Source organism: Pseudomonas sp. NPDC087690, assembly GCF_044743175.1.
In the GTDB taxonomy this organism is placed as follows: domain Bacteria; phylum Pseudomonadota; class Gammaproteobacteria; order Pseudomonadales; family Pseudomonadaceae; genus Aquipseudomonas.
This window is the reverse complement of the sequence record NZ_JBIUVX010000018.1, coordinates 78,205-98,675: the sequence shown is the minus strand read 5'-3', so window position 1 is coordinate 98,675 and position 20,471 is coordinate 78,205. Positions and strand designations below refer to the sequence as shown.

General features: G+C 58.8%; 19 protein-coding genes and 1 pseudogene. 9 read left to right on the top strand and 11 right to left on the bottom strand.

The features are described from left to right. From hisA to ACIPIZ_RS18000, 3 genes are all read left to right on the top strand, one after another. Positions 1–713: 1-(5-phosphoribosyl)-5-[(5-phosphoribosylamino)methylideneamino]imidazole-4-carboxamide isomerase (gene hisA / locus ACIPIZ_RS18010; RefSeq protein ID WP_401166434.1), on the top strand; the 713-nt coding region annotated here is incomplete at its 5' end. Positions 714–722: 9 nt separating this feature from the next. Further along, positions 723–1,493 (top strand): imidazole glycerol phosphate synthase subunit HisF, encoded by a 771-nt coding sequence (gene hisF, locus ACIPIZ_RS18005; RefSeq protein WP_064388922.1) that lies wholly within the window; start codon positions 723–725, stop codon positions 1,491–1,493. 82 nt (positions 1,494–1,575) lie between these two features. Then, positions 1,576–2,331 (top strand): ABC transporter substrate-binding protein, encoded by a 756-nt coding sequence (locus tag ACIPIZ_RS18000; RefSeq protein WP_064388921.1) that lies wholly within the window; start codon positions 1,576–1,578, stop codon positions 2,329–2,331. Positions 2,332–2,436: 105 nt separating this feature from the next. Here ACIPIZ_RS18000 and ACIPIZ_RS17995 read toward each other — a convergent pair whose 3' ends face one another. The 5 genes from ACIPIZ_RS17995 to gpmI form a co-directional block, all read right to left on the bottom strand. After that, positions 2,437–3,915, bottom strand: coding sequence for a trypsin-like peptidase domain-containing protein (locus tag ACIPIZ_RS17995; RefSeq protein WP_401166429.1), 1,479 nt, complete (start codon positions 3,913–3,915; stop codon positions 2,437–2,439). A 136-nt stretch (positions 3,916–4,051) separates the two neighbouring features. Continuing rightward, the gene (locus tag ACIPIZ_RS17990; RefSeq protein ID WP_064388919.1) at positions 4,052–4,828 is read right to left on the bottom strand and encodes a divergent polysaccharide deacetylase family protein; all 777 of its coding nucleotides are present in this window, start codon (positions 4,826–4,828) and stop codon (positions 4,052–4,054) included. A 2-nt stretch (positions 4,829–4,830) separates the two neighbouring features. Then, positions 4,831–6,150: a S41 family peptidase gene (locus ACIPIZ_RS17985; RefSeq protein WP_064388918.1), complete on the bottom strand. Its 1,320-nt coding sequence runs from the start codon at positions 6,148–6,150 to the stop codon at positions 4,831–4,833. Positions 6,151–6,181: 31 nt separating this feature from the next. Then, positions 6,182–7,468 (bottom strand): murein hydrolase activator EnvC, encoded by a 1,287-nt coding sequence (locus ACIPIZ_RS17980; protein ID WP_064388917.1) that lies wholly within the window; start codon positions 7,466–7,468, stop codon positions 6,182–6,184. Between the two features lie 230 nt (positions 7,469–7,698). Next, on the bottom strand, positions 7,699–9,228 hold the full coding sequence (gpmI, locus tag ACIPIZ_RS17975; RefSeq protein ID WP_401166424.1) for a 2,3-bisphosphoglycerate-independent phosphoglycerate mutase: 1,530 nt from the start codon (positions 9,226–9,228) through the stop codon (positions 7,699–7,701). A 153-nt stretch (positions 9,229–9,381) separates the two neighbouring features. On the opposite strand from gpmI, the gene ACIPIZ_RS17970 reads away from it, so the two are divergent. The 3 genes from ACIPIZ_RS17970 to secB are packed head-to-tail and all read left to right on the top strand — an operon-like array spanning position 9,382 to position 10,594. Then, positions 9,382–9,795, top strand: a complete 414-nt coding sequence (locus ACIPIZ_RS17970; protein WP_064388915.1) for a rhodanese-like domain-containing protein — start codon at positions 9,382–9,384, stop codon at positions 9,793–9,795. 1 nt (position 9,796) lies between these two features. After that, positions 9,797–10,051 (top strand): glutaredoxin 3, encoded by a 255-nt coding sequence (gene grxC, locus ACIPIZ_RS17965; protein ID WP_038359971.1) that lies wholly within the window; start codon positions 9,797–9,799, stop codon positions 10,049–10,051. Positions 10,052–10,108: 57 nt separating this feature from the next. After that, positions 10,109–10,594, top strand: a complete 486-nt coding sequence (gene secB, locus ACIPIZ_RS17960) for a protein-export chaperone SecB (protein ID WP_007909233.1) — start codon at positions 10,109–10,111, stop codon at positions 10,592–10,594. 123 nt (positions 10,595–10,717) lie between these two features. Here the strand turns inward: secB and ACIPIZ_RS17955 are convergent, their stop codons facing one another. After that, a complete protein-coding gene (locus tag ACIPIZ_RS17955; RefSeq protein ID WP_064388914.1) occupies positions 10,718–11,173 on the bottom strand; it encodes a tRNA (cytidine(34)-2'-O)-methyltransferase in 456 nt (151 codons plus the stop codon). Between ACIPIZ_RS17955 and ACIPIZ_RS17950 the strand changes: the two genes are divergently transcribed. Further along, positions 11,172–11,612, top strand: coding sequence for a hypothetical protein (locus tag ACIPIZ_RS17950; RefSeq protein ID WP_064388913.1), 441 nt, complete (start codon positions 11,172–11,174; stop codon positions 11,610–11,612). The genes ACIPIZ_RS17955 and ACIPIZ_RS17950 overlap by 2 nt on opposite strands. A gap of 518 nt (positions 11,613–12,130) precedes the next feature. Here the strand turns inward: ACIPIZ_RS17950 and ntrC are convergent. From ntrC to glnA, 5 genes are all read right to left on the bottom strand, one after another. Beyond that, positions 12,131–13,567 carry a nitrogen regulation protein NR(I) gene (gene ntrC / locus ACIPIZ_RS17945; RefSeq protein ID WP_007909238.1) on the bottom strand — a complete coding sequence of 479 codons (1,437 nt, stop codon included), beginning with the start codon at positions 13,565–13,567 and terminating at the stop codon, positions 12,131–12,133. Continuing rightward, positions 13,564–14,649: a nitrogen regulation protein NR(II) gene (gene glnL, locus ACIPIZ_RS17940; protein WP_007909240.1), complete on the bottom strand. Its 1,086-nt coding sequence runs from the start codon at positions 14,647–14,649 to the stop codon at positions 13,564–13,566. The genes ntrC and glnL overlap by 4 nt, the downstream gene beginning before the upstream one ends. A gap of 231 nt (positions 14,650–14,880) precedes the next feature. Next, positions 14,881–15,504, bottom strand: a complete 624-nt coding sequence (locus ACIPIZ_RS17935) for a DUF4124 domain-containing protein (RefSeq protein WP_401166419.1) — start codon at positions 15,502–15,504, stop codon at positions 14,881–14,883. Further along, positions 15,501–16,013 carry a DUF4124 domain-containing protein gene (locus ACIPIZ_RS17930; protein ID WP_105706074.1) on the bottom strand — a complete coding sequence of 171 codons (513 nt, stop codon included), beginning with the start codon at positions 16,011–16,013 and terminating at the stop codon, positions 15,501–15,503. Before ACIPIZ_RS17930 ends, ACIPIZ_RS17935 begins: the two co-directional genes overlap by 4 nt. A gap of 284 nt (positions 16,014–16,297) precedes the next feature. Further along, positions 16,298–17,704 carry a type I glutamate--ammonia ligase gene (gene glnA, locus ACIPIZ_RS17925; protein ID WP_008080570.1) on the bottom strand — a complete coding sequence of 469 codons (1,407 nt, stop codon included), beginning with the start codon at positions 17,702–17,704 and terminating at the stop codon, positions 16,298–16,300. A 328-nt stretch (positions 17,705–18,032) separates the two neighbouring features. Here glnA and thiI point away from each other — a divergent pair, with 328 nt between their 5' ends. Then, complete coding sequence (gene thiI / locus ACIPIZ_RS17920) at positions 18,033–19,487, top strand: tRNA uracil 4-sulfurtransferase ThiI (protein ID WP_034153004.1); 1,455 nt, start codon at positions 18,033–18,035, stop codon at positions 19,485–19,487. Between the two features lie 13 nt (positions 19,488–19,500). Beyond that, a pseudogene (locus tag ACIPIZ_RS17915) lies at positions 19,501–20,471 on the top strand (EF-Tu/IF-2/RF-3 family GTPase); the annotation flags it as partial.

Here is a 20,471-nt window from a genome sequence, read left to right as displayed (position 1 = left end):
TTAAAGACGGTGCCTGCGTACGTCTGCGCCAGGGCCGCATGGAAGATTCCACAGTGTTCTCCGATGACCCGGTGAGCATGGCTGCCAAGTGGGTGGAGGGCGGTTGCCGCCGTCTGCATCTGGTCGATCTGAACGGCGCCTTCGAAGGCCAGCCAGTCAACGGCGAAGTGGTCACCGCGATCGCCAAGCGCTACCCGACCCTGCCGATCCAGATCGGTGGCGGCATCCGTTCGCTGGAAACCATCGAGCACTACGTCAAGGCTGGCGTGAGCTACGTGATCATCGGCACCAAAGCCGTGAAAGATCCTGCGTTCGTCGCTGAAGCCTGCCGCGCGTTCCCGGGCAAGATCATCGTCGGTCTGGACGCCAAAGACGGTTTCGTCGCCACCGATGGCTGGGCGGAAATCAGCACCGTGCAGGTCATCGACCTGGCCAAGCAGTTTGAAGCCGACGGCGTGTCCTCGATCGTTTATACCGACATCGCCAAAGACGGCATGATGCAGGGCTGCAACGTGCCGTTCACCGCTGCACTGGCTGCTGCCACGAAGATCCCGGTGATCGCGTCCGGCGGCATCCACAATCTGGGTGACATCAAATCGCTGCTCGACGCCAAGGCGCCAGGCATCATCGGCGCCATTACCGGCCGGGCGATCTACGAAGGCACCCTCGACGTCGCCGAAGCGCAAGCTTTCTGCGATTCGTACCAAGGCTGAGGACTGACCATGGCGCTGGCCAAACGCATCATCCCTTGCCTGGACGTGGACAACGGCCGGGTCGTCAAAGGTGTGAAGTTCGAAAACATCCGCGACGCCGGTGACCCGGTGGAAATCGCCCGTCGCTATGACGAGCAGGGTGCCGACGAGATTACCTTTCTCGACATCACCGCCAGCGTCGATGGCCGCGACACCACGCTGCATACCGTCGAGCGCATGGCCAGCCAGGTGTTCATCCCGCTGACCGTCGGCGGTGGCGTGCGTACCGTGCAGGACATTCGCAATCTGCTGAATGCGGGTGCGGACAAGGTGTCGATCAACACTGCGGCCGTGTTCAATCCGGAATTCGTTGGCGAAGCCGCGCAGCATTTCGGCTCGCAGTGCATCGTCGTCGCCATCGATGCCAAAAAGGTTTCCGGCCCGGGCGAAACCCCGCGCTGGGAAATCTTCACCCACGGCGGGCGCAAGCCAACCGGCCTCGACGCGGTCGAATGGGCGAAGAAAATGGAAAGCCTCGGTGCCGGCGAGATCCTGCTGACCAGCATGGATCAGGACGGCATGAAAAACGGCTTCGACCTCGGCGTGACCCGCGCGATCAGTGATGCGCTGGGCATTCCGGTGATCGCTTCCGGTGGCGTTGGCAACTTGCAACACTTGGCTGACGGCATTCTCGAAGGCCACGCCAGTGCTGTATTGGCGGCGAGTATTTTCCACTTTGGCGAATACACCGTGCAGGAAGCCAAGGCCTATATGGCCAAACGCGGCATCGTGATGCGTTAAGCGTCAAAATCGATACAGGCCAGTGGACACCATGGCGCACCCAAGGCACTCTTGGGCACGCCATGGATTTCGGTAGCCCAACATGATCAAACGCCTGCTTCTAGTTCTCGCCAGCGCCTCGATGTTGCTCATCAACACGGCCCGCGCCGAAACCAGTCCCGACACCGATCTGGTGCTCCTCACCGAAAACTTCCCGCCGTACAACATGGCGAAGAACGGCAAGAATTTCGCCCAGGGCGAAAACATCAACGGCATCGCCACCGATATCGTTCGCGAGATGTTTCAGCGTGCCGGCATCACTTACAGCCTGACCCTGCGATTCCCTTGGGAGCGTGTCTACAAACTCGCACTGGAGAATCCCGGTTACGGCGCCTTCGTGATGGCGCGCCTGCCGGATCGCGAAAAACTCTTCAAATGGGTCGGCCCGATCGGCCCGGACGACTGGATCATGTTGGCCAGGGCCGACAGCAAGATCACTCTCGAAACCCTCAACGATGCACGCAAGTACAAGATCGGCGCCTACAAGGGCGATGCGATTGCCGAGACGTTGGCCAAGCAAGGCCTGAAGCCGCTGGTTGTCCTGCGTGATCAGGACAATGCGAAAAAGCTGGTCAACGGCCAGATCGAGCTGTGGGCCACCGGGGATCCTGCCGGGCGTTATCTGGCGCGGCAGGATGGAGTCACCGGTCTCAAGACCGTACTGCGTTTCAACAGCGCCGAGCTTTACCTGGCGCTGAACAAAGACGTATCTGACACCGTCGTTGCCAAGCTGCAGGCAGCGCTGGATCAGATGCGCAAGGACGGTGTTGTCGACGAAATCATGTCGCGCTATCTGTAGCGGTTGGTAGCTCCGACTCAGGGTATGCAGCGCCGACTGGCTCAGCTTTGCCATGGCCAGCCTTGCGCTCCCGTTGGTACAGAAACACGAGGTCGGTGGGGCACATCAAGGGGCGTTATTTTTGAGCGCCTCCCATTCGCGGGTGTACTCCTTCAACTCTGAGCGCTGATGGTTGGTATCGACGGCGTAAACGCAGAGCTTTAAGGGGAAGTTGCTTTCCGGGCGTAGCCAATTGGATGTCACACGGCGATAACCCTGTGAATCTTCACAGCTGGTTGTTTCAACAGGGCCGGCTTTTACCTCATACCGGTCAATGCCCTCGTTCTTCCGTTCCGGCCACAGAATCATTGCTCTGTTTATTTCTGTATTGAAGGAAAAGTCCACTGTTGGGGAGGGGGTTGGGCCGGCAGCAATCAGATAGCTGGGGACAGTGACAGCGTTTCGATAAGTACCTTTGGGTAATATCTCGTTGGTACTGTCTGTGCCAATAATACAAAGGTTATTAAGTCCGGTTTTCGGTCCCATTGGCACATTTAACTGAACAGGGGTGATGCCAGCATTGATCGGTTGGCTGTAGTCTTTCGGGTTTTCGCATTCGAGTGGGTCATAAGTGCGTTTGGTCCGGATAAAACGGGTGCTGGCGGTTACTTCAAAGTTCCATGTAGGGTAAACGTATTGATACTCTGGGGTTACTATGATTTTTGCATGCGTTGCCAGTTCGGAAGGTAGTTTGAAGGATGCTACCGGGAATAACTCACAGGCGTCCGGGTTGGTATTGAGTTTTCCATCGCTAAAGCAACTGTTGAAAACCGAGGTTGGACTAGCGTAATTGCCACTCGGCATCTGGCCGTATCCCGGCAGCGGTGTCAGTTGCTTTGCCATCGTACCCAGCACGGCATAGACCTCGTTGCTCGTTCGGTAAATTACAGGGCTGCCCGAGCTTCCGGGTGCAGCATCTTTGCATTGGTTGCTGACACTATGTCGCCAAACCCAAGGCTTCTCGAAAATTGCCGAGGAAGGCCTGTGGGTGCAGGCAGAAATTCGTAATGGAACTCCGTTAGGGCCATGCACAATCAGAACGTCGCTATCTTCAGTCGGTGGTTGCTGGGCTAGTTTCAAGGGCTTGATGCCTTGTGTCAGGAGTTCGGCTTGTGACACGCCAAGCTCCAAAAGAGCCAGATCGACACCCTGAATGCTGCTCCAGGATACCTTTTTCAGAGGGAAGGTCTTGTGAGCATCAGGTGTGTCAATGAAATGGTTGAAGGTAATGGTGCCTTCGATGGGGTCGTCTGTTCGCATGACACCATTTTCTTTGCCCACGCAGTGTGCGCTAGTGAGTGCATAGGCGGGATCGGACGCTCGAGAGCTGTTTGTATCGATTAGGAAAGCGGTGCAAAAACCGTGAGCGGGGCTCTCGTACTTGCCGATTCCCGTCCAGTAGTTATAGGTGCCATCTTTGTTGTTCAGGTATTGCGAGGGTGAAAGGTTTTCAACCCCTCTGCCATAATCAATAGGATTGGAATTAGCAGGAAGTGAGAATGCAGCGAGTAATAAAAAGCTTGGATAGATGTTATTTAAATTCATGGCCAGTCCTTGGCTAATTACCTGAGTGTAGACTGGCGGAGAATAAATTAGTTTGGGTTTTTGTGGTTTTCTAAGGTGTTGCTATTTGTTGGGTGTGTAGGGGATTTGTAAAGAAGTTCGTTCGTTAATAGACAGGTTAACGGTAAATGCCATTTGTCCCGTGTGCAGCCGTCGCCCTATTACTACGCACGCTGATCATCTGCTTGATGTCGATCCACTCGATGCCTTGAGCCTTCAGCTTCGGCAACTCTCGCTCCAGCACCGCCAACGTCTGCGGATACGGATGGCCGATCATCACCGCCGAGCCCTGCTTGTGCGCCAGGCTGATCGCCGTCTGCAACTGGGTGGAGATCGCCGCCTCGGTACGCTCGTCATCGAGAAAAACATCCCGCGAAACGCTCGCCAGATCGATCTTCTGCGCCTGCTGCGCCGCAACGGTTTGCGCACTGGTGCGGCTGTCGACGAAGAATTTGTGCCGGCGCTGCAATTCGCCCATCAACCACGCCATCGCCACCGGTTGCGCAGTCATGCGGCTGCCCATGTGGTTGTTGATGCCAGCGGTGTAGGGGACCATTTTGAACGCAGCGTCGAGGCGTTTTTGCAGCTCTTCGATCGGCAGTTCGGGGTGCCAGGCGTAGGGCCCGGTGGCCGGATCCATTGGCATGTGCAGGATGACGATCTTGCCGGCGCGATGCGCTTCGCGGGCAAATTCGGTAGCGTGCGGGGTGTCGGGCATGATCGCCGTGGTCACCGGGCCGGGCAGAGCCAGCACACGGCGATCCCGGGGCAGGTTCTGCCCCAGGTCATCGATGATCAGTGTCAGGTAGGCTTTGTGTGGCTTTGGGCTGACGGGCTCTGCGTGAGCAGCACCCGCCAGACAGCACAACAGAACGAAGACGAAACGCAAAGACATCCTCAACGGCCGGACGTGATGCTCAGGCCTTTGAGCAGGCTCAGGGCCTGGGCCAGTTGGTAATCGTCATCCTGCGGCATCGCTTTGGCCTTGGCGCTGGAACCGGTCGGTTTGTCGGCGCCGCCGTTGCCATTGCCCAAGTGACCTTGCAGATCGGCTTCCTTGAAGTAATCGCTGTCGGCCTCGCTGGTGATTTTGGCCTTGCGCACTTCGATGTCCGGGACGATGCCTTGCGCCTGAATCGAGCGGCCATTCGGCGTGAAGTACAGCGCGGTGGTGATCTTCAGCGCGCGGTCGTTGTTCAGCGGCAGAACGGTTTGTACCGAGCCTTTGCCGAAACTGGTGGTACCCATTACTACCGCGCGTTTCTGATCCTGCAGGGCACCGGCGACGATTTCCGACGCCGAGGCGCTGCCACCGTTGATCAGCACCACCATCGGCACCGCTTCGCTTTCGTCTTTGCCGGTGGCCGAGAAACGCAGCTCGGAGTTGGCGATCCGGCCTTTGGTGTAGACGATCAGGCCTTTGGTGATGAAGTGGTCAACCACTTCTACCGCTGCCTGCAGCACGCCACCCGGGTTGTTGCGCAGGTCGAGGATGATGCCGTTGAGTTTCTTGCCGTTGTCCTTGCGCAGCTTGGCCAGGGCTTTGGAAACTTCTTCGCCGGTCTTGACCTGGAACTGGGTGATGCGGATATACGCATAGCCGGTTTCCAGCAGTTGCGCCTTGACGCTCTTCACCTGAATCACGGCGCGTGCCAGGGTCACGTCGAACGGCGTGCCGCCGTCGCGCACCAGGGTCAGGGTGATTTTCTGGCCGATCTTGCCGCGCATCTTGTCGACGGCTTCGGTCATGGTCTGGCCGCGTGTTGGCGCACCGTTGATCTTGACGATGAAGTCGCCAGCCTGAATGCCGGCCTTCGACGCCGGGGTGTCATCGATTGGCGAGACCACTTTGATGAAGCCGTCTTCGGCGCCGACTTCGATACCCAGGCCGCCGAATTCACCGCTGGTACTTTCCTGCAGCTCGGTGAAGTCTTCCGGGCCGAGGTAGGCCGAGTGCGGGTCGAGGTTGCTGAGCATGCCCTTGATCGCGTTTTCCAGCAGGGTCTTGTCGTCCACCGGCTCGACGTAAGCGGCTTTGATCCGGTCCATGACCTCGGCAAAGGTGCGCAACTCTTCCAGCGGCAACGGCGCCTTGGAGGTCGCGGCAGTGCCTGCCGGAGCGACGGCCGGGGCCGGTTGAGCGGCAAACGCCAGAGGCGCGCCGATCACCAGGGCGATCGTCAGGGCCAGCGAGGTAAGGCGGGACAAATGCAGCATGTCGAACGAACTCCTGAATTAGGCGGTGCGCTTATCCTTGCGCACGGCACCATTGCGCCGGATCACTCGGGTGACCCTGCTGACGAATTGCGAAATACAGCGCTGATGTGTCTTGACCGCCACTGTTACCGACAGTGGAGATCGACTCACCGGCTTTAACCACGTCCCCAGCCGACTTGAGCAGCGTCTGGTTGTGACCGTAAAGACTCAAAAAACCGTTGCCGTGATCAAGGATCACCAACAGCCCGGCACCGCGCAACCAGTCGGCGAAGACCACGCGACCGCCGTGTACGGCGTGCACCTGGCTGCCGGCGGAGGCGCTGATCATCACCCCGTCCCACTTGGTGCGGGCGTCGTCACCACGGCTTTCGCCGAAGCGCGCCAGCAGTCGACCATCAACCGGCCAAGGAAGTTTTCCCCGCGTTGCAGCAAAAGGGCCACCGAAGGTCTCGCCGCTGCTGGAGACCAGCGCGCCGGGAGTGGATCTGGCGGGTTTTCGTGGGGCGTCGCTGTTTTCAGCCTGCGCCTCACGCAAGCGCTTTTTTTCCGCTTCCTGCTGGGCGATCAGCGCTTTCTGCCGCGCTTCTTCTGCCTCACGGGCCTGGCGGGCCAGGGTTTCCTCAATGGTTTTAAGGACTTTAGACAGGTCTGCCTGATCCTGCTCACGGGCGGCAAGTTTCTGGTCGCGGGCTTTCACATCATCGTTGAGTTTGGCGAGGACTTGCTGGCGTTCCTTGCGGACATTCTCCAGCTCGTCGCGCTGGGTATCGAGGTTGCTTTTCTGTACCAGCAACTGCGCCTGCTGGGCGGCAATGTCTTTTTCGACATTGGCCAATTGGCGCAGGGTTTCGTTGAAGTTCTTCAACTGCTCCAGGCGAGCCTGGCTCAGGTAATCGTAATAAGTGAGGGTGCGGGCGAATTTCTCGGGATTCTGCTGGTTGAGCAGCAGCTTGAGGTATTCCTGCCGACCGTTCTGATAGGCCGCTCGGGCCTGAATGGCGATCAGTCGCTGCTGTTCAGTGCGCGCGCTCTGGAGTTTTTTTTTCTCTGCATCGAGTCGCTGTAGCTCGGATTCGCTCTTCTGCAGTTCTTTCTGCAGTGCATCGACCTGCTTCTGCAGCTTGCCCAGCTCGGTTTCAGTGCCCTTGAGCTGTTTCTGTACGCCGGATTTTTCTTCCTGGACTTTGCTCAACAGCTTTTTCAGCTCGGCAATATCCTGACGCGTAGCGTCCAACTGCTGTTGGGTTTGCGCGCGCTCGTCAGCGAAGGCCGGTTGGAGCAGGCAGGTCAGAGCGAGGGCGATCAGGACGCGGAGCATAGAGGCGGGCGGCACCAGGGTAAGGGACGGCCTAGTATGCCCGCCCGAGGCTGCAAAAAAAACGCCCAATTGGGGCTGTGTGATAACTGGCCTGAAAAACACCACAAACCTATGTAGGAGTGAGCCTGCTCACGATGGCTTGCTCACGTTCAACAGAGTAGTTGACTGTCAGATGGCTATCGCGAGCAGGCTCACTCCTACAGGGTTTTGCGGTGTTTCGGCGATTGCGCTCAGACCAGGATAGAGGTGCCGGTCATTTCCGCCGGTTTTTCCAGACCCAGCAGCTTCAGCATGGTCGGTGCCACGTCCGCCAGCACGCCGCCTTCACGCACTTTCAGGTCGCGCTTGCCGACATAAATGAACGGCACCGGCTCGGTGGTGTGCGCGGTGTGCGCTTGCCCGGTGGATTCATCGGCCATTTGCTCGACGTTGCCGTGGTCAGCGGTAATCAGCGCTTCACCGCCAACCTTTTCCAGTGCGTCAACAATGCGACCGACGCAGGTGTCGAGGCACTCAACGGCTTTCACCGCCGCGTCGAACACGCCGCTGTGGCCAACCATGTCACCGTTGGCGTAGTTGACCACGATCACGTCGTAACGCTGGTTTTCGATAGCCTCGACGATGCGGTCGGTTACCTCAGGCGCGCTCATTTCCGGCTGCAAGTCGTAGGTAGCGACTTTCGGCGAAGGGATCAGGATGCGCTCTTCGCCCGGGAACGGCTCTTCACGGCCGCCGGAGAAAAAGAAGGTCACGTGGGCGTATTTCTCGGTTTCAGCGATGCGCAGCTGGGTTTTGCCGTTCTTCGCCAGATAGTCGCCGAGAACGTTTTCCAGGCTGCCCGCGGCGAATGCCGACGGCGCTGGAATGCTTGCGGCGTATTGGGTCAGCATGACGAAACCGGCCAGTTTCGGCTGGCGTGCGCGTTCGAAGTCCTTGAAATCGTCTTCGACGAACACGCGAGTCAGCTCGCGTGCGCGGTCGGCGCGGAAGTTCATGAACACCACAGCATCGCCGTCTTCAACTTTCACCGGCTCACCGATGGTCGTGGCTTTGACGAATTCGTCGCTCTCGCCGCGAGCGTAAGCCGCGTCGAGACCTTCCTGCGCGGTGGCGGCGTTGAATTCGCTTTTGCCGTCGACGATCAGGTTGTACGCCTGAGCGACGCGATCCCAGCGGTTGTCACGGTCCATGGCGAAGTAACGGCCGATGATGCTGGCGATACGGCCCTTGCCGAGTGCCTGGAAAGTCGCGTCGAGAAGCTCGATCGACGACGCAGCGCTTTTCGGTGGGGTGTCGCGGCCATCGAGGAAGGCGTGCAGGTAGATTTTTTCGGCGCCACGCTTGAACGCCAGTTCGGCCATGGCGATCAGGTGATCCTGGTGGCTGTGCACGCCGCCATCGGAGAGCAGGCCCATGAAGTGCACGGCTTTGCCGGCAGCCACGGCTTTATCCACGGCAGCGCAGATGGTCGGGTTTTCGAAAAATTCGCCGTCGCGGATCGACTTGGTCACGCGCGTGAAGTCCTGATACACCACGCGGCCGGCGCCGAGGTTCATGTGACCGACTTCGGAGTTGCCCATCTGGCCGTCCGGCAGGCCGACGTCCATGCCGCTGCCCGAGATCAAGCCGTTCGGCACGCTGGCCCAGAGGCGATCGAGAACAGGCTTCTTCGCCGCAAAAACGGCATTGGATTCGGGGCTGTCGCTGTGACCGAAGCCGTCGAGAATCATCAGGACCAAAGGTTTAGGCGTAGTCGTCATGGAATCCACTCGTGGCTAATAAAGAAGAGGGCGATGGAAAAGGGAGTTGGAGTTTAAAGCTAAGTTCCGACCGCGTCACCGCCGGACGGGGTTTGGCCGACCATAGTGGCTGTGTATACTGGCCGACATTTTAACGCCCTGGAACCTCCTTCGATGGTTGCTCACCTGATTGAATTTGCCACTAACCACTACATTCTTGTCGGTATCTTCGTCGTACTGCTGGCTCTGCTGCTGGCGCACACGATGCAGGGCGGCGGTAAAAGCCTGAGCACAGGCGAGCTGACCGCGTTGGTCAACAAAGATGCAGGCGTGGTGGTGGACATCCGTCCGGCCAAGGATTTCGCTGCTGGCCACATCGTTGGCGCGGTGAACATTCCCCAGGACAAACTGGCTGCGCGCACCGCCGAGCTGGAAAAACACAAGGCCAAGACCATCATTCTGGTCGACGCCCTGGGCCAGACCGCCGGCACCCACGCCCGCGAACTGATGAAATCCGGCTTCACCGCCGCCAAGCTGTCCGGCGGGATCTCCAGCTGGAAAGGCGACAACCTGCCGCTGGTGAAGTGATATGAGCGAAGTCATCGTCTACTCCAGCGATTACTGCCCTTATTGCTCGCGAGCCAAGTACCTGCTCGAGAACAAAGGCGTGGCCTTCAAAGAGATCAAGGTCGATGGCAAGCCGCAGGTGCGCGCCGAAATGACCCAGAAAGCCGGACGCACGTCCGTGCCGCAGATCTGGATCGGCAGCAAGCACATCGGCGGTTGTGACGATTTGTATGCCCTGGAGCGCGCCGGCAAGCTCGACGCGCTGCTCAAGGCCTGAACGGCTGCACCCACGTACAGCAATCCCTTAAAGACCCGAGATCAGAAAGGATCTGAGATGACTGACCAACAGAACACTGCAGCCAGCGAAGAAGAAACCGCACCGCAATTCTCCTTGCAGCGCATCTACGTACGCGACCTGTCCTTCGAAGCCCCGAAAAGCCCGGCGATCTTCCGCCAGCAGTGGGATCCGGCAGTCGCGCTGGATCTGAACACTCGTCAGAAAGCGCTGGAAGGCGATTTCTACGAAGTGGTGCTGACCCTGTCCGTTACCGTGAAAAACGGTGAAGAAGTGGCCTTCATCGCTGAAGTGCAGCAGGCCGGTATCTTCCTGATCAAGAACCTCGATGCGGCTTCGATGAGCCACACCCTGGGTGCGTTCTGCCCGAACATCCTGTTCCCGTACGCGCGAGAAACCCTGGACAGCCTGGTGACCCGTGGTTCGTTCCCGGCGCTGATGCTGGCTCCGGTGAACTTCGACGCCCTGTACGCGCAAGAGCTGCAGCGCATGCAGGAAAGCGGTGAGACGCCAACCGTTCAGTAAGACGGTTTAGCAACACCCCATGTGGGAGCGAGCCTGCTCGCGAAAGCGGTCTGTCAGACACATCAATGTTGCCTGACACTCCATATTCGCGAGCAGGCTCGCTCCCACATTTGTTTTGCGGTGTTACTTGAAGTCGTTCTGGCGCCAGGCTTCGTACACGGCGACCGCAACGGTGTTGGACAGGTTCAGGCTGCGACAGCCTTCGCGCATCGGCAAACGCAGGCGCTGTTCCGCCGGCAGGGCATCGAGCACTTCTGGCGGCAGGCCACGACTTTCCGGGCCGAAGATGAACGCATCGCCCGGGACGAACGCGGCATCATGAAACGGTCGCGAGCCCTTGGTGGTGAACGCAAACACCCGAGGATTACCGATGCTCTCCAGGCAACTGGCCAAGTCGGCGTGACGTTGCAGCGTGGCATATTCGTGGTAGTCGAGACCGGCACGGCGCAAGCGCTTGTCGTCCATCTCGAAGCCCAGCGGTTCGATCAAATGCAGGTGGCAGCCGCTGTTGGCGCACAGCCTGATAACGTTGCCGGTATTCGGCGGAATTTCTGGTTGAAAAAGGATGACGTGAAACATGCACGGCTCCGAAGGTAAAGATGAGCGGCATTCTACGCCGCCTGTGGACAACCGTTCGAAACTATTGCCGCGAGTCATCGGTTCGCTGGCGATTGTCGGCTTGATGATCGGCTTGATGATCGGCCGCCTGACCACACCGGATCCGACCGTGCTGCAACAAGTCGAGGTGACGGATCAAGGGCTGGTGGTGTGGTTCAACAACGAACCCAAGCTGCACGGCGAAATTATTGACGGCACCGTGGCGCTGCTGTTTCAGGCCCAGGGATCGGCGCAAAAGGGCCAGCTCAAGCTCAACGGCAAAGACGTGAACTGGCGTACGCGAGCGAGTGATGGGGGGTTGTTGCTGACGGTGCTTGCAGCGCGACCGCTGCAAGGAGACTGGGCCGGCAGCAAAGTCGATGACCGCTGGCGGCTGGAGATCCATCTCCGTGAACAATAAAAGCGGGAGTCCCTGACCTGCCTGTATCAGGGTTCCCAAAACGGGGTGGACTTCGCGTATCGCGTCGGTCCGGTGTAAAGAGGGAACCCCCGGCCTGCCTGTACCAAGGATCCCAAAAGGGTGGACGCATCGCGTGGCGATCTGCGCCCGGTGTAAAGAGGGGAATCCCCGGCCTGCCTGTACCAAGGTCCCCGAAACGGGTGGTGAAACGAATCACCTGTGAGAGGTATTGCAGGGGGCGTGCCAGGTTTTATTTTTTTGAAACAAAAAAGCTGATGAGAAACGCGAAGGCCCCTGGATTCGGGGCTTTCGTGTTTGTTGCAGGGTGAGCTTTTAATGTTTTGAGGCGGTATTTGGAGAAACTCGCAGTGCCCGATCACGGGTCATCGTGCATTCATGCGGTGCACAGTGGCCTTAAAAACATCGCGAGGAGGCTCACTCCTACAGTGGAACGCATTCCAACTGTAGGAGTGAGCCTGCTCGCGATTGGATCTGACGTTCAGCGAAGAACTGGGGGCTTAACCCTCATCCCCCTCATCATCATCCCCACCATCAACCTTCATCCCCAATTCCTTGATCTTGCGCGTCAGGGTATTCCGCCCCCAGCCCAGCAACACCGCCGCATCACGCCGACGCCCGGCCGTGTGCTTCAGCGCCGTCTCGATCATGATCCGCTCAAACGCCGGCACCGCGCTGTCGAGCAAACTCGACTGACCACGCGCCAAGGCCTGGTCGGCCCACTGGCGCAGCGCCTGTTCCCAGTTGGTCACCGGTGCCGAATCTTGCGGCAGGTTGAGCAGTTCCGGTGGCAGGTCGCTGATGTGCACTTCGCGCCCGGACGCCATTACGGTGATCCAGCGGCAGGTGTTCTCCAACTGACGCACGTTGCCGCCCCACGGCAGGTTCTTCAGGTATTCCTCGGTCTCGCTTTTCAGCAGCTTCGGCTCCACCGCCAATTCCTGCGCGGCGCGGCTGAGGAAGTGCTTGGCCAGGGTCGGGATATCTTCACGACGATCCGACAGGCGCGGGATGTGGATGCGGATCACGTTGAGGCGGTGGAACAAGTCCTCACGGAATTTGCCGGCGTGCACCAGGGTTTCCAGATTCTGGTGCGTCGCGGCGATGATGCGCACGTCGACCTTGACCGGCACATGCCCGCCAACGCGATAGAACTCGCCGTCGGCCAGAACCCGCAGCAAACGGGTTTGCGTATCCGCCGGCATGTCGCCGATTTCATCGAGAAACAGCGTGCCGCCATCAGCCTGTTCGAAGCGGCCACGACGCAGGTTGGCCGCGCCGGTGAACGCACCTTTCTCATGGCCGAACAGCTCGGATTCCATCAGGTCCTTGGGAATCGCCGCCATGTTCAGCGCGATGAACGGCGAAGCCGCGCGCGGGCTGTGGCGGTGCAGGGCGTGGGCAACCAGCTCTTTACCGGTACCGGATTCGCCGTTGATCAGCACGGTGATGTTGGAGTGGCTCAAGCGGCCGATGGCGCGAAACACTTCCTGCATCGCCGGCGCTTCGCCGATGATTTCCGGGGTGCGGGTCAGGGCCGGTACGACTTCCAGGCCTTGCTGTTCTTGCGCGTGCTGATTGGCGCGCTTGACCAGCGACACCGCTTCATCAACGTCGAACGGCTTCGGCAAATACTCGAACGCACCGCCCTGATACGAGGCGACAGCGCTGTCCAGATCGGAGTGAGCGGTCATGATGATGACCGGCAACCTTGGATGCTGCTCGCGAATCCGCGCCAGAAGGTCCAGACCACTGGCACCCGGCATGCGGATATCGGAAATGATCACGTCAGGCTGCTGACGGGCCAGGCGACTCATCACGCCATCAGCGCTGTCGAAGCTCTGGGTGGTCATACCTTCCTGCTGCAAGGCCTTTTCCAGAACCCAACGGATAGAACGGTCGTCATCGACGATCCACACGGTTTCACTACGGCTCATGTCGATGTGGCTCCTTGTTCCAGTGGCAGAAAGATCGAGAAGGTGGTGTGGCCTGGATGGCTGTCACACTCGATCAGACCCTGGTGCTGGCTGATGATGTTCTGGGTAATGGCCAGACCGAGCCCGGTACCGTCCGGGCGTCCGCTGACCATGGGAAAGAAAATGGTTTCCTGAAGTTCCGCCGGGATCCCCGGGCCGTTGTCGATGATCTCGATCTTGGTCACCAGACGATGGCGGACGTGGCCGATGGTGAACTGGCGCATGGTCCGGGTGCGCAGGCTGATGCGGCCCAGACGCAGCTCGTTCTGGCTGCTGATCGCCTGCATCGCGTTGCGCACGATGTTCAACACCGCCTGAATCATTTGTTCGCGGTCGATCAAGACGTCGGGAATGCTCGGGTCGTAATCGCGCACCAAGGTGATGCAGCCCTGACTTTCGGCTTCGACCAGTTGGCAGACGCGCTCGAGCACTTCGTGGACGTTGCACATCGCCAGCGACGGCAGTTTGTTCGAACCGAGCATGCGGTCGACCAGATTGCGCAGGCGGTCGGCCTCTTCAATGATCACGTTGGTGTAATCGCGCAGGCTGTCTTCCGGAAGCTCGCGGGCCAGCAATTGCGCAGCGCCGCGGATGCCGCCCAGTGGATTCTTGATCTCGTGGGCGAGGCCGCGCACCAGCATTTTGCTGGTTTCCTGCTTGGACAGCTGCGCCTCTTCCTTGGTGATCCGCAGCAAGCGGTCACGCGGATGAACCTCAAGCAGGAGCATGGTCGCGCCATTGCTGAGGATTGGCGTCACCGCGTAATCCACGGTCAAGGTCTGGCCGGTGAGGGCGGTGAGCATCGCTTCGCGCTTGGTAAACGGATGCGCCTGTTCTACCGCCTGGCGCAGGGAATTCAGCGCCTCGGTGGATTCGGTGAACAGCTCGCTGATGAACTGCCCATGGCTACGCTGCCCGCTGATGGCGAGCAGCATCTCCGCCGCCGGGTTCATGTACTCAAGGCGCAATTCGGCGTCGAGCAGAATGGTGGCGGTGGTCAGATTGTCGAGCAGCAAACGGTGGATTGCGTCGCTAATGGTCATCGGAGCCTCTTTTGGGGGCGGAGCGTGCGCAACAAGCAAGCGTCGGTATCGGGAAAATGCAAAAACCAAACCAAGGCTCTGAAAAGAAGCGTTCGACGCCTGAAACGGGCGTTTGACGCTCGTTTGCGTGGCATTCGGCCAGCGCGAACGGGAAGTTTCGAACCAAAATGGGTTGGAATATGAGTACGGTGCAGCCTATTGCACCAATATAGTGCGCAAAGCTGAACGGCGTTAGAAGAAACGCAGGAAGGGGTTTTTCGGCTCAGGCGGTTTGTCTTTCAGTGGGCATTCCGGGCGTACGCCGTAATCGTCCTTGGTGCAGGGTTTGACCTGACGCTTCTGCGCAAGCGAGATGCGCAGCATATGGAAGGGCTGGTTGGCCGTGCGTTCGACGGTACGGCCTTCGGTGTCAAGGATTTCCACGGAAAGGTTGTGGCTGCCACGATCGATATTGGTCAGCGGAAACACAGGACTGAGGCCGGGTTCGCCGGTGGCTTGGCCATCCAGCAACAGGCGATAACGGTGGCCGCGTTGCAGGCCGGGTTCGCTGGTAACGCTGACGATGATTTCGCCGGCGCTGCTGCGAATGGTTGCATCGGGTTCAGGCACCAGAATGCGCAGCATGTCGTAGTGGAAGGGCGGTTGTTCCGGGGATTTTTTCGCCGTGGAGATCGGCGCAGCGGCGCTGGGATTGGCCGACATGCGATTGCTGGTCGCTATGGGAGCGCGCTTGGCGTTGCTGCGCGGCTGATCGGTGTAGACGCGATTGCCCTGCGCATCGGTATAGGTGAAGACCTCGGCTGAAGCTTGCAGCGACATCAGCGCCGACAGGATGAACAGCCACGCGCGGATCATGGCTTGTGTACCCGCTGCACGCTGAGGGCCACTGGCGGACTCTGCTGGATGATCGTCTGCCCGTCGATCACCTGCACCGCTAGACGATGTTCACCACGATCAACGTTCACCAGTTGCAGGATCGGCACGTTGCTCGGCTGACCGTAGGGTTCGTCATCCAGAACCAGTCTTAATTGATGCGGCGGCTGCAGGCGCGGCTTGATCAGCACTTGGACGGTGAAGGTGCCGTTATTGGCGCGCAGGGCTTCTTCGCTGGGCAGTCCGGCGAGTTCAAGAATGTCGTAGGCGTTGCGCGCAGGTTCACGGTTGTCGGTTTCGGGCGCAGGTGGTGCGCTGGGCGCCTGAGGCTCGACACGATTGAGCGGCGGCAATTCCACCGGTTGTGCCTGTACGCCCTCCGGCGAATGATCGCTGTAGACCGTGTTGCCATTGGCATCGGTGTACTTGTAGATCTGCGCGGCGGCGGGCAGGGCGATCAGCAGCAGAATGTAGAGAAAGGTGCGACCCATGAAATCGACCGGGATTGAAAGCGATGGGGTGCAGCATAGGACAGGTGCGGCGGTTGGCCCAACCCTGCACACATCCAGTGATCATTCAGACACCACAATTCCCCTGTCGGAGTGAGCCTGCTCGCGATGGCGTCGTGTCAGTCAGTATTGCCTTCAATGATCCACCGCTATCGCGAGCGGGCTCACTCCTACAGGGGATCTCGGTCGGCCATAATCCGGGCAATAAAAAAGGCCTCCCGAAGGAGGCCTCTTTTTGTCACGCCGCGTAGCGCAGCTCTACCGGATCAGCAGCTGTAGTACAGCTCATATTCCAGTGGGTGTACGAAGGTGCGTACCTTGATTTCTTCTTCCGATTTCAGCGCGATGTAAGCGTCGATGAAGTCGTCGGAGAATACGCCGCCCTTGGTCAGGAACGCGCGGCCCTTGTCCAGCTCTTCCAGGGCTTCTTTCAGGCTGCCGCAAACTTGTGGGATCTCTTTCGCCTCTTCCGGCGGCAGGTCGTACAGGTTTTTGTCAGCAGCGTCGCCTGGGTGGATCTTGTTCTGGATACCGTCCAGACCAGCCATCAGCAGTGCTGCGAAGGCCAGGTACGGGTTGGCAGCCGGATCCGGGAAGCGCGCTTCAATACGGCGGGCTTTCGGGCTCGACACGTAAGGAATACGGATCGAAGCGGAACGGTTGCGAGCCGAGTAGGCCAGCATCACTGGAGCTTCGAAGCCTGGTACCAGACGCTTGTACGAGTTGGTCGCCGGGTTGGTGAAGCCGTTCAGGGCCTTACCGTGCTTGATGATGCCGCCGATGAAGTACAGAGCGGTATCGGACAGGCCGGCATAGCCTTCACCAGCGAAGGTGTTCTTGCCGTCTTTCCAGATCGACATGTGAACGTGCATGCCCGAACCGTTGTCGCCGTACAGTGGCTTCGGCATGAAGGTCGCGGTGCGGCCGTAAGCGTCAGCAACGTTGTGCACAACGTACTTCAGGGTTTGGGTTTCGTCGGCTTTCTTCACCAGGGTGTTGAACTTGACGCCGATTTCGTTCTGGCCGGCAGTCGCCACTTCGTGGTGGTGAACTTCGACGGTCAGGCCCATTTCTTCCAGTGCGTTGCACATGGAGGTACGGATTTCGTGGTCGTGGTCGAATGGTGGAACCGGGAAGTAGCCGCCTTTGACGCCTGGACGGTGACCCTTGTTGCCGCCTTCGATGTCCTGGTCGGACATCCACGAACCTTGCTCGGAGTAGATCTTGAACATCGAGCCGGAGATGTCCGACTTGAATTTCACCGAGTCGAAGATGAAGAATTCTGGCTCTGGACCGGCGAACACAGTGTCACCGATACCGGTGGCTTTCAGGTGTTCTTCGGCGCGCTTGGCGATCGCACGTGGGTCGCGGTCGTAGCCTTGCATGCTCGAAGGTTCGATGATGTCGCACACCAGGATCAGGGTGGCGTCTTCGGTGAACGGGTCGAGAACGGCAGTTTCGTCAACCGGCATCAGGATCATGTCGGAGGCTTCGATGCCTTTCCAGCCAGCGATGGAGGAGCCGTCGAACATTTTGCCGACTTCGAAGAAGTCGTCGTCCAAAGCATCGCGAGCCGGCATGGTCACGTGGTGCTGAGTACCTTTGGTGTCCGTGAAGCGCAGATCAATCCACTTGACGTCATGATCTTTGATGAGTTGAACCGTCTTCGACATATGTCCTCCGGGTGGCTTCGGGCTTGGTAGTGGATGCCCTTGAATTTGGTTGATGCCGGCGCGAATACTCTGCCAAGGCAACCTGCCTCACAAGGGAGCAAATTGCATGCCAGTGCCCCAGCATGGGTTTTTTGCCCCAAATTCACGCTTATTAAGGTGCTACGCGTCTGAAAGCGGAAAATCTCGCCCTCTAATGTAGCGTTATAAATCGAAAATGACCCGTTTTGGTGCATGCAAAACCTTCTGCACATTAACTGGTTAAACCTTGAGCAATTTCCGCTATAATCCGCGCCCCCCTTTTTCGGCTGGCCGTTCGCGCGCTGTTTTCATGAAACTAATCGTAAAAGTCTTCCCCGAGATCACCATCAAAAGCCGACCTGTCCGGACGAAATTCATCCGCCAGTTGGCCAAGAACATCCGCACCGTGCTCCGCGACCTGGACCCGGCCGTGGTGGTGAACGGTGTGTGGGACAATCTCGAGCTGGAAACCCGCGTAACCGACGCCAAAGCCTTGAAAGAGATGGGCGAGCGCCTGACCTGCATGCCGGGCATCGCGCACTTCCTGCAGATCGACGAGTACCCGCTGGGTGACTTCGACGACATCACCGAGAAGTGCAAACAGCACTACGGCGATGCACTGGCCGGGAAGATTTTTTCGGTGCGCTGCAAGCGTGCCGGCAAGCACACGTTCAGCTCGATGGACGTCGAAAAATACGTCGGCAGCAAGCTGCGCCGTGAGTGCGGTGCCGCCGGTATCGACCTGAAAGCGCCGGAAATCGAAGTCCGTATCGAAGTTCGCGACAAACGGTTGTTCGTCATTCATAGCCAGCACAACGGCATCGGCGGCTACCCGCTCGGCGCCCTGGAGCAGACGCTGGTATTGATGTCCGGCGGCTTTGACTCGACCGTTGCGGCCTACCAGATCATTCGTCGCGGCCTGATGACGCACTTCTGCTTCTTCAATCTGGGCGGTCGTGCCCACGAATTGGGCGTGATGGAAGTCGCGCATTTCATCTGGAAGAAGTACGGCAGCTCGCAACGCGTGCTATTTGTCAGTGTTCCGTTCGAAGAAGTGTTGGGCGAAATTCTCGGCAAAGTCGATAACAGTCATATGGGCGTCGTATTGAAGCGTATGATGTTGCGCGCGGCTTCCAACATCGCCGACCGTCTGCAGATCGAGGCACTGGTCACCGGCGAGGCGATCTCCCAGGTGTCGAGCCAGACGCTGCCGAACCTGTCGGTGATCGACTGCGTGACCGACAAACTGGTCCTGCGTCCGCTGATCGTGGCGCACAAGCAGGACATCATCGACACGGCCAACGAGATCGGCACCGCCGATTTCGCCCGGCACATGCCGGAATACTGCGGGGTCATTTCGGTCAATCCGAAGACCGCCGCCAAACGCGGTCGCGTTGAGCACGAAGAGAAAGAATTCGACATGGCAGTCCTCGAGCGTGCGCTCGAAAACGCCAAACTGGTGCCGATCGATCGGGTGATCGACGAATTGGGCCAGGACGTACAGATTGAAGAAGTCAGCGAAGCACTGGCCGGCCAGATCGTGATCGACATCCGTCACCCGGATGCCGCCGAGGATGAGCCGCTGGAACTCGCTGGCGTAGAAGTACAGACGATGCCGTTCTACGCAGTGAACGCTCGTTTCAAGGAGCTGGATCCGACTCGCCAGTACCTGCTGTATTGCGACAAAGGCGTGATGAGTCGCCTGCATGCTCACCATTTGCTCAGTGAGGGGCATGCCAATGTGCGCGTTTATCGACCGAGCTAAGTGCCCGGGGCTGTTTGCCTGTGGCCTGCGTCCAATCGTGGTGATCAACAAGGTTGACCGTCCAGGCGCGCGTCCGGACTGGGTTCTGGACCAGATCTTCGACCTGTTCGACAACCTCGGTGCTACCGAAGAACAACTGGACTTCCAGGTTGTTTACGCCTCGGCCCTGAACGGCATTGCCGGTCTGGATCACACCGCCATGGCGGAAGACATGACTCCGCTGTACCAAGCGGTCGTCGACCACGTTCCGCCTCCGGCTGTTGACCGTGATGGCGCGTTCCAGATGCAGATCTCCGCTCTGGACTACAACAGCTTCCTGGGTGTTATCGGCGTTGGCCGTATCGCTCGTGGCCGCGTCAAGCCGAACACTCCGGTTGTGGCGATCGGTGCCGACGGCAAGCGCCGTAACGGCCGTATCCTGAAACTGATGGGTCACCACGGTCTGCACCGCATCGACGTTGAAGAAGCTGCAGCAGGCGATATCGTTTGCATCAGCGGTATGGACTCGCTGTTCATCTCCGACACCCTGTGCCACCCGGACACTGTCGAGGCGATGAAGCCTCTGACCGTTGACGAGCCAACCGTTTCGATGACCTTCCAGGTAAACGACTCGCCATTCTGCGGTAAAGAAGGCAAGTTCGTGACGTCCCGTAACATCAAGGACCGTCTGGACAAAGAGCTGCTGTACAACGTTGCCCTGCGCGTTGAAGAAGGCGACACCGCTGACAAGTTCAAGGTTTCCGGCCGTGGTGAGCTGCACCTCTCGGTACTGATCGAAACCATGCGTCGCGAAGGCTTCGAGCTGGCCCTGGGCCGTCCTGAAGTAATCATTCGTGAAGTGAACGGCGTTAAACAAGAACCGTTCGAAAACGTGACCATCGACATCCCTGAAGAAGCTCAGGGCAAGGTCATGGAAGAGATGGGTCTGCGTAAAGGCGACCTGAGCAACATGGTGCCGGATGGCAAGGGCCGTGTTCGTCTGGA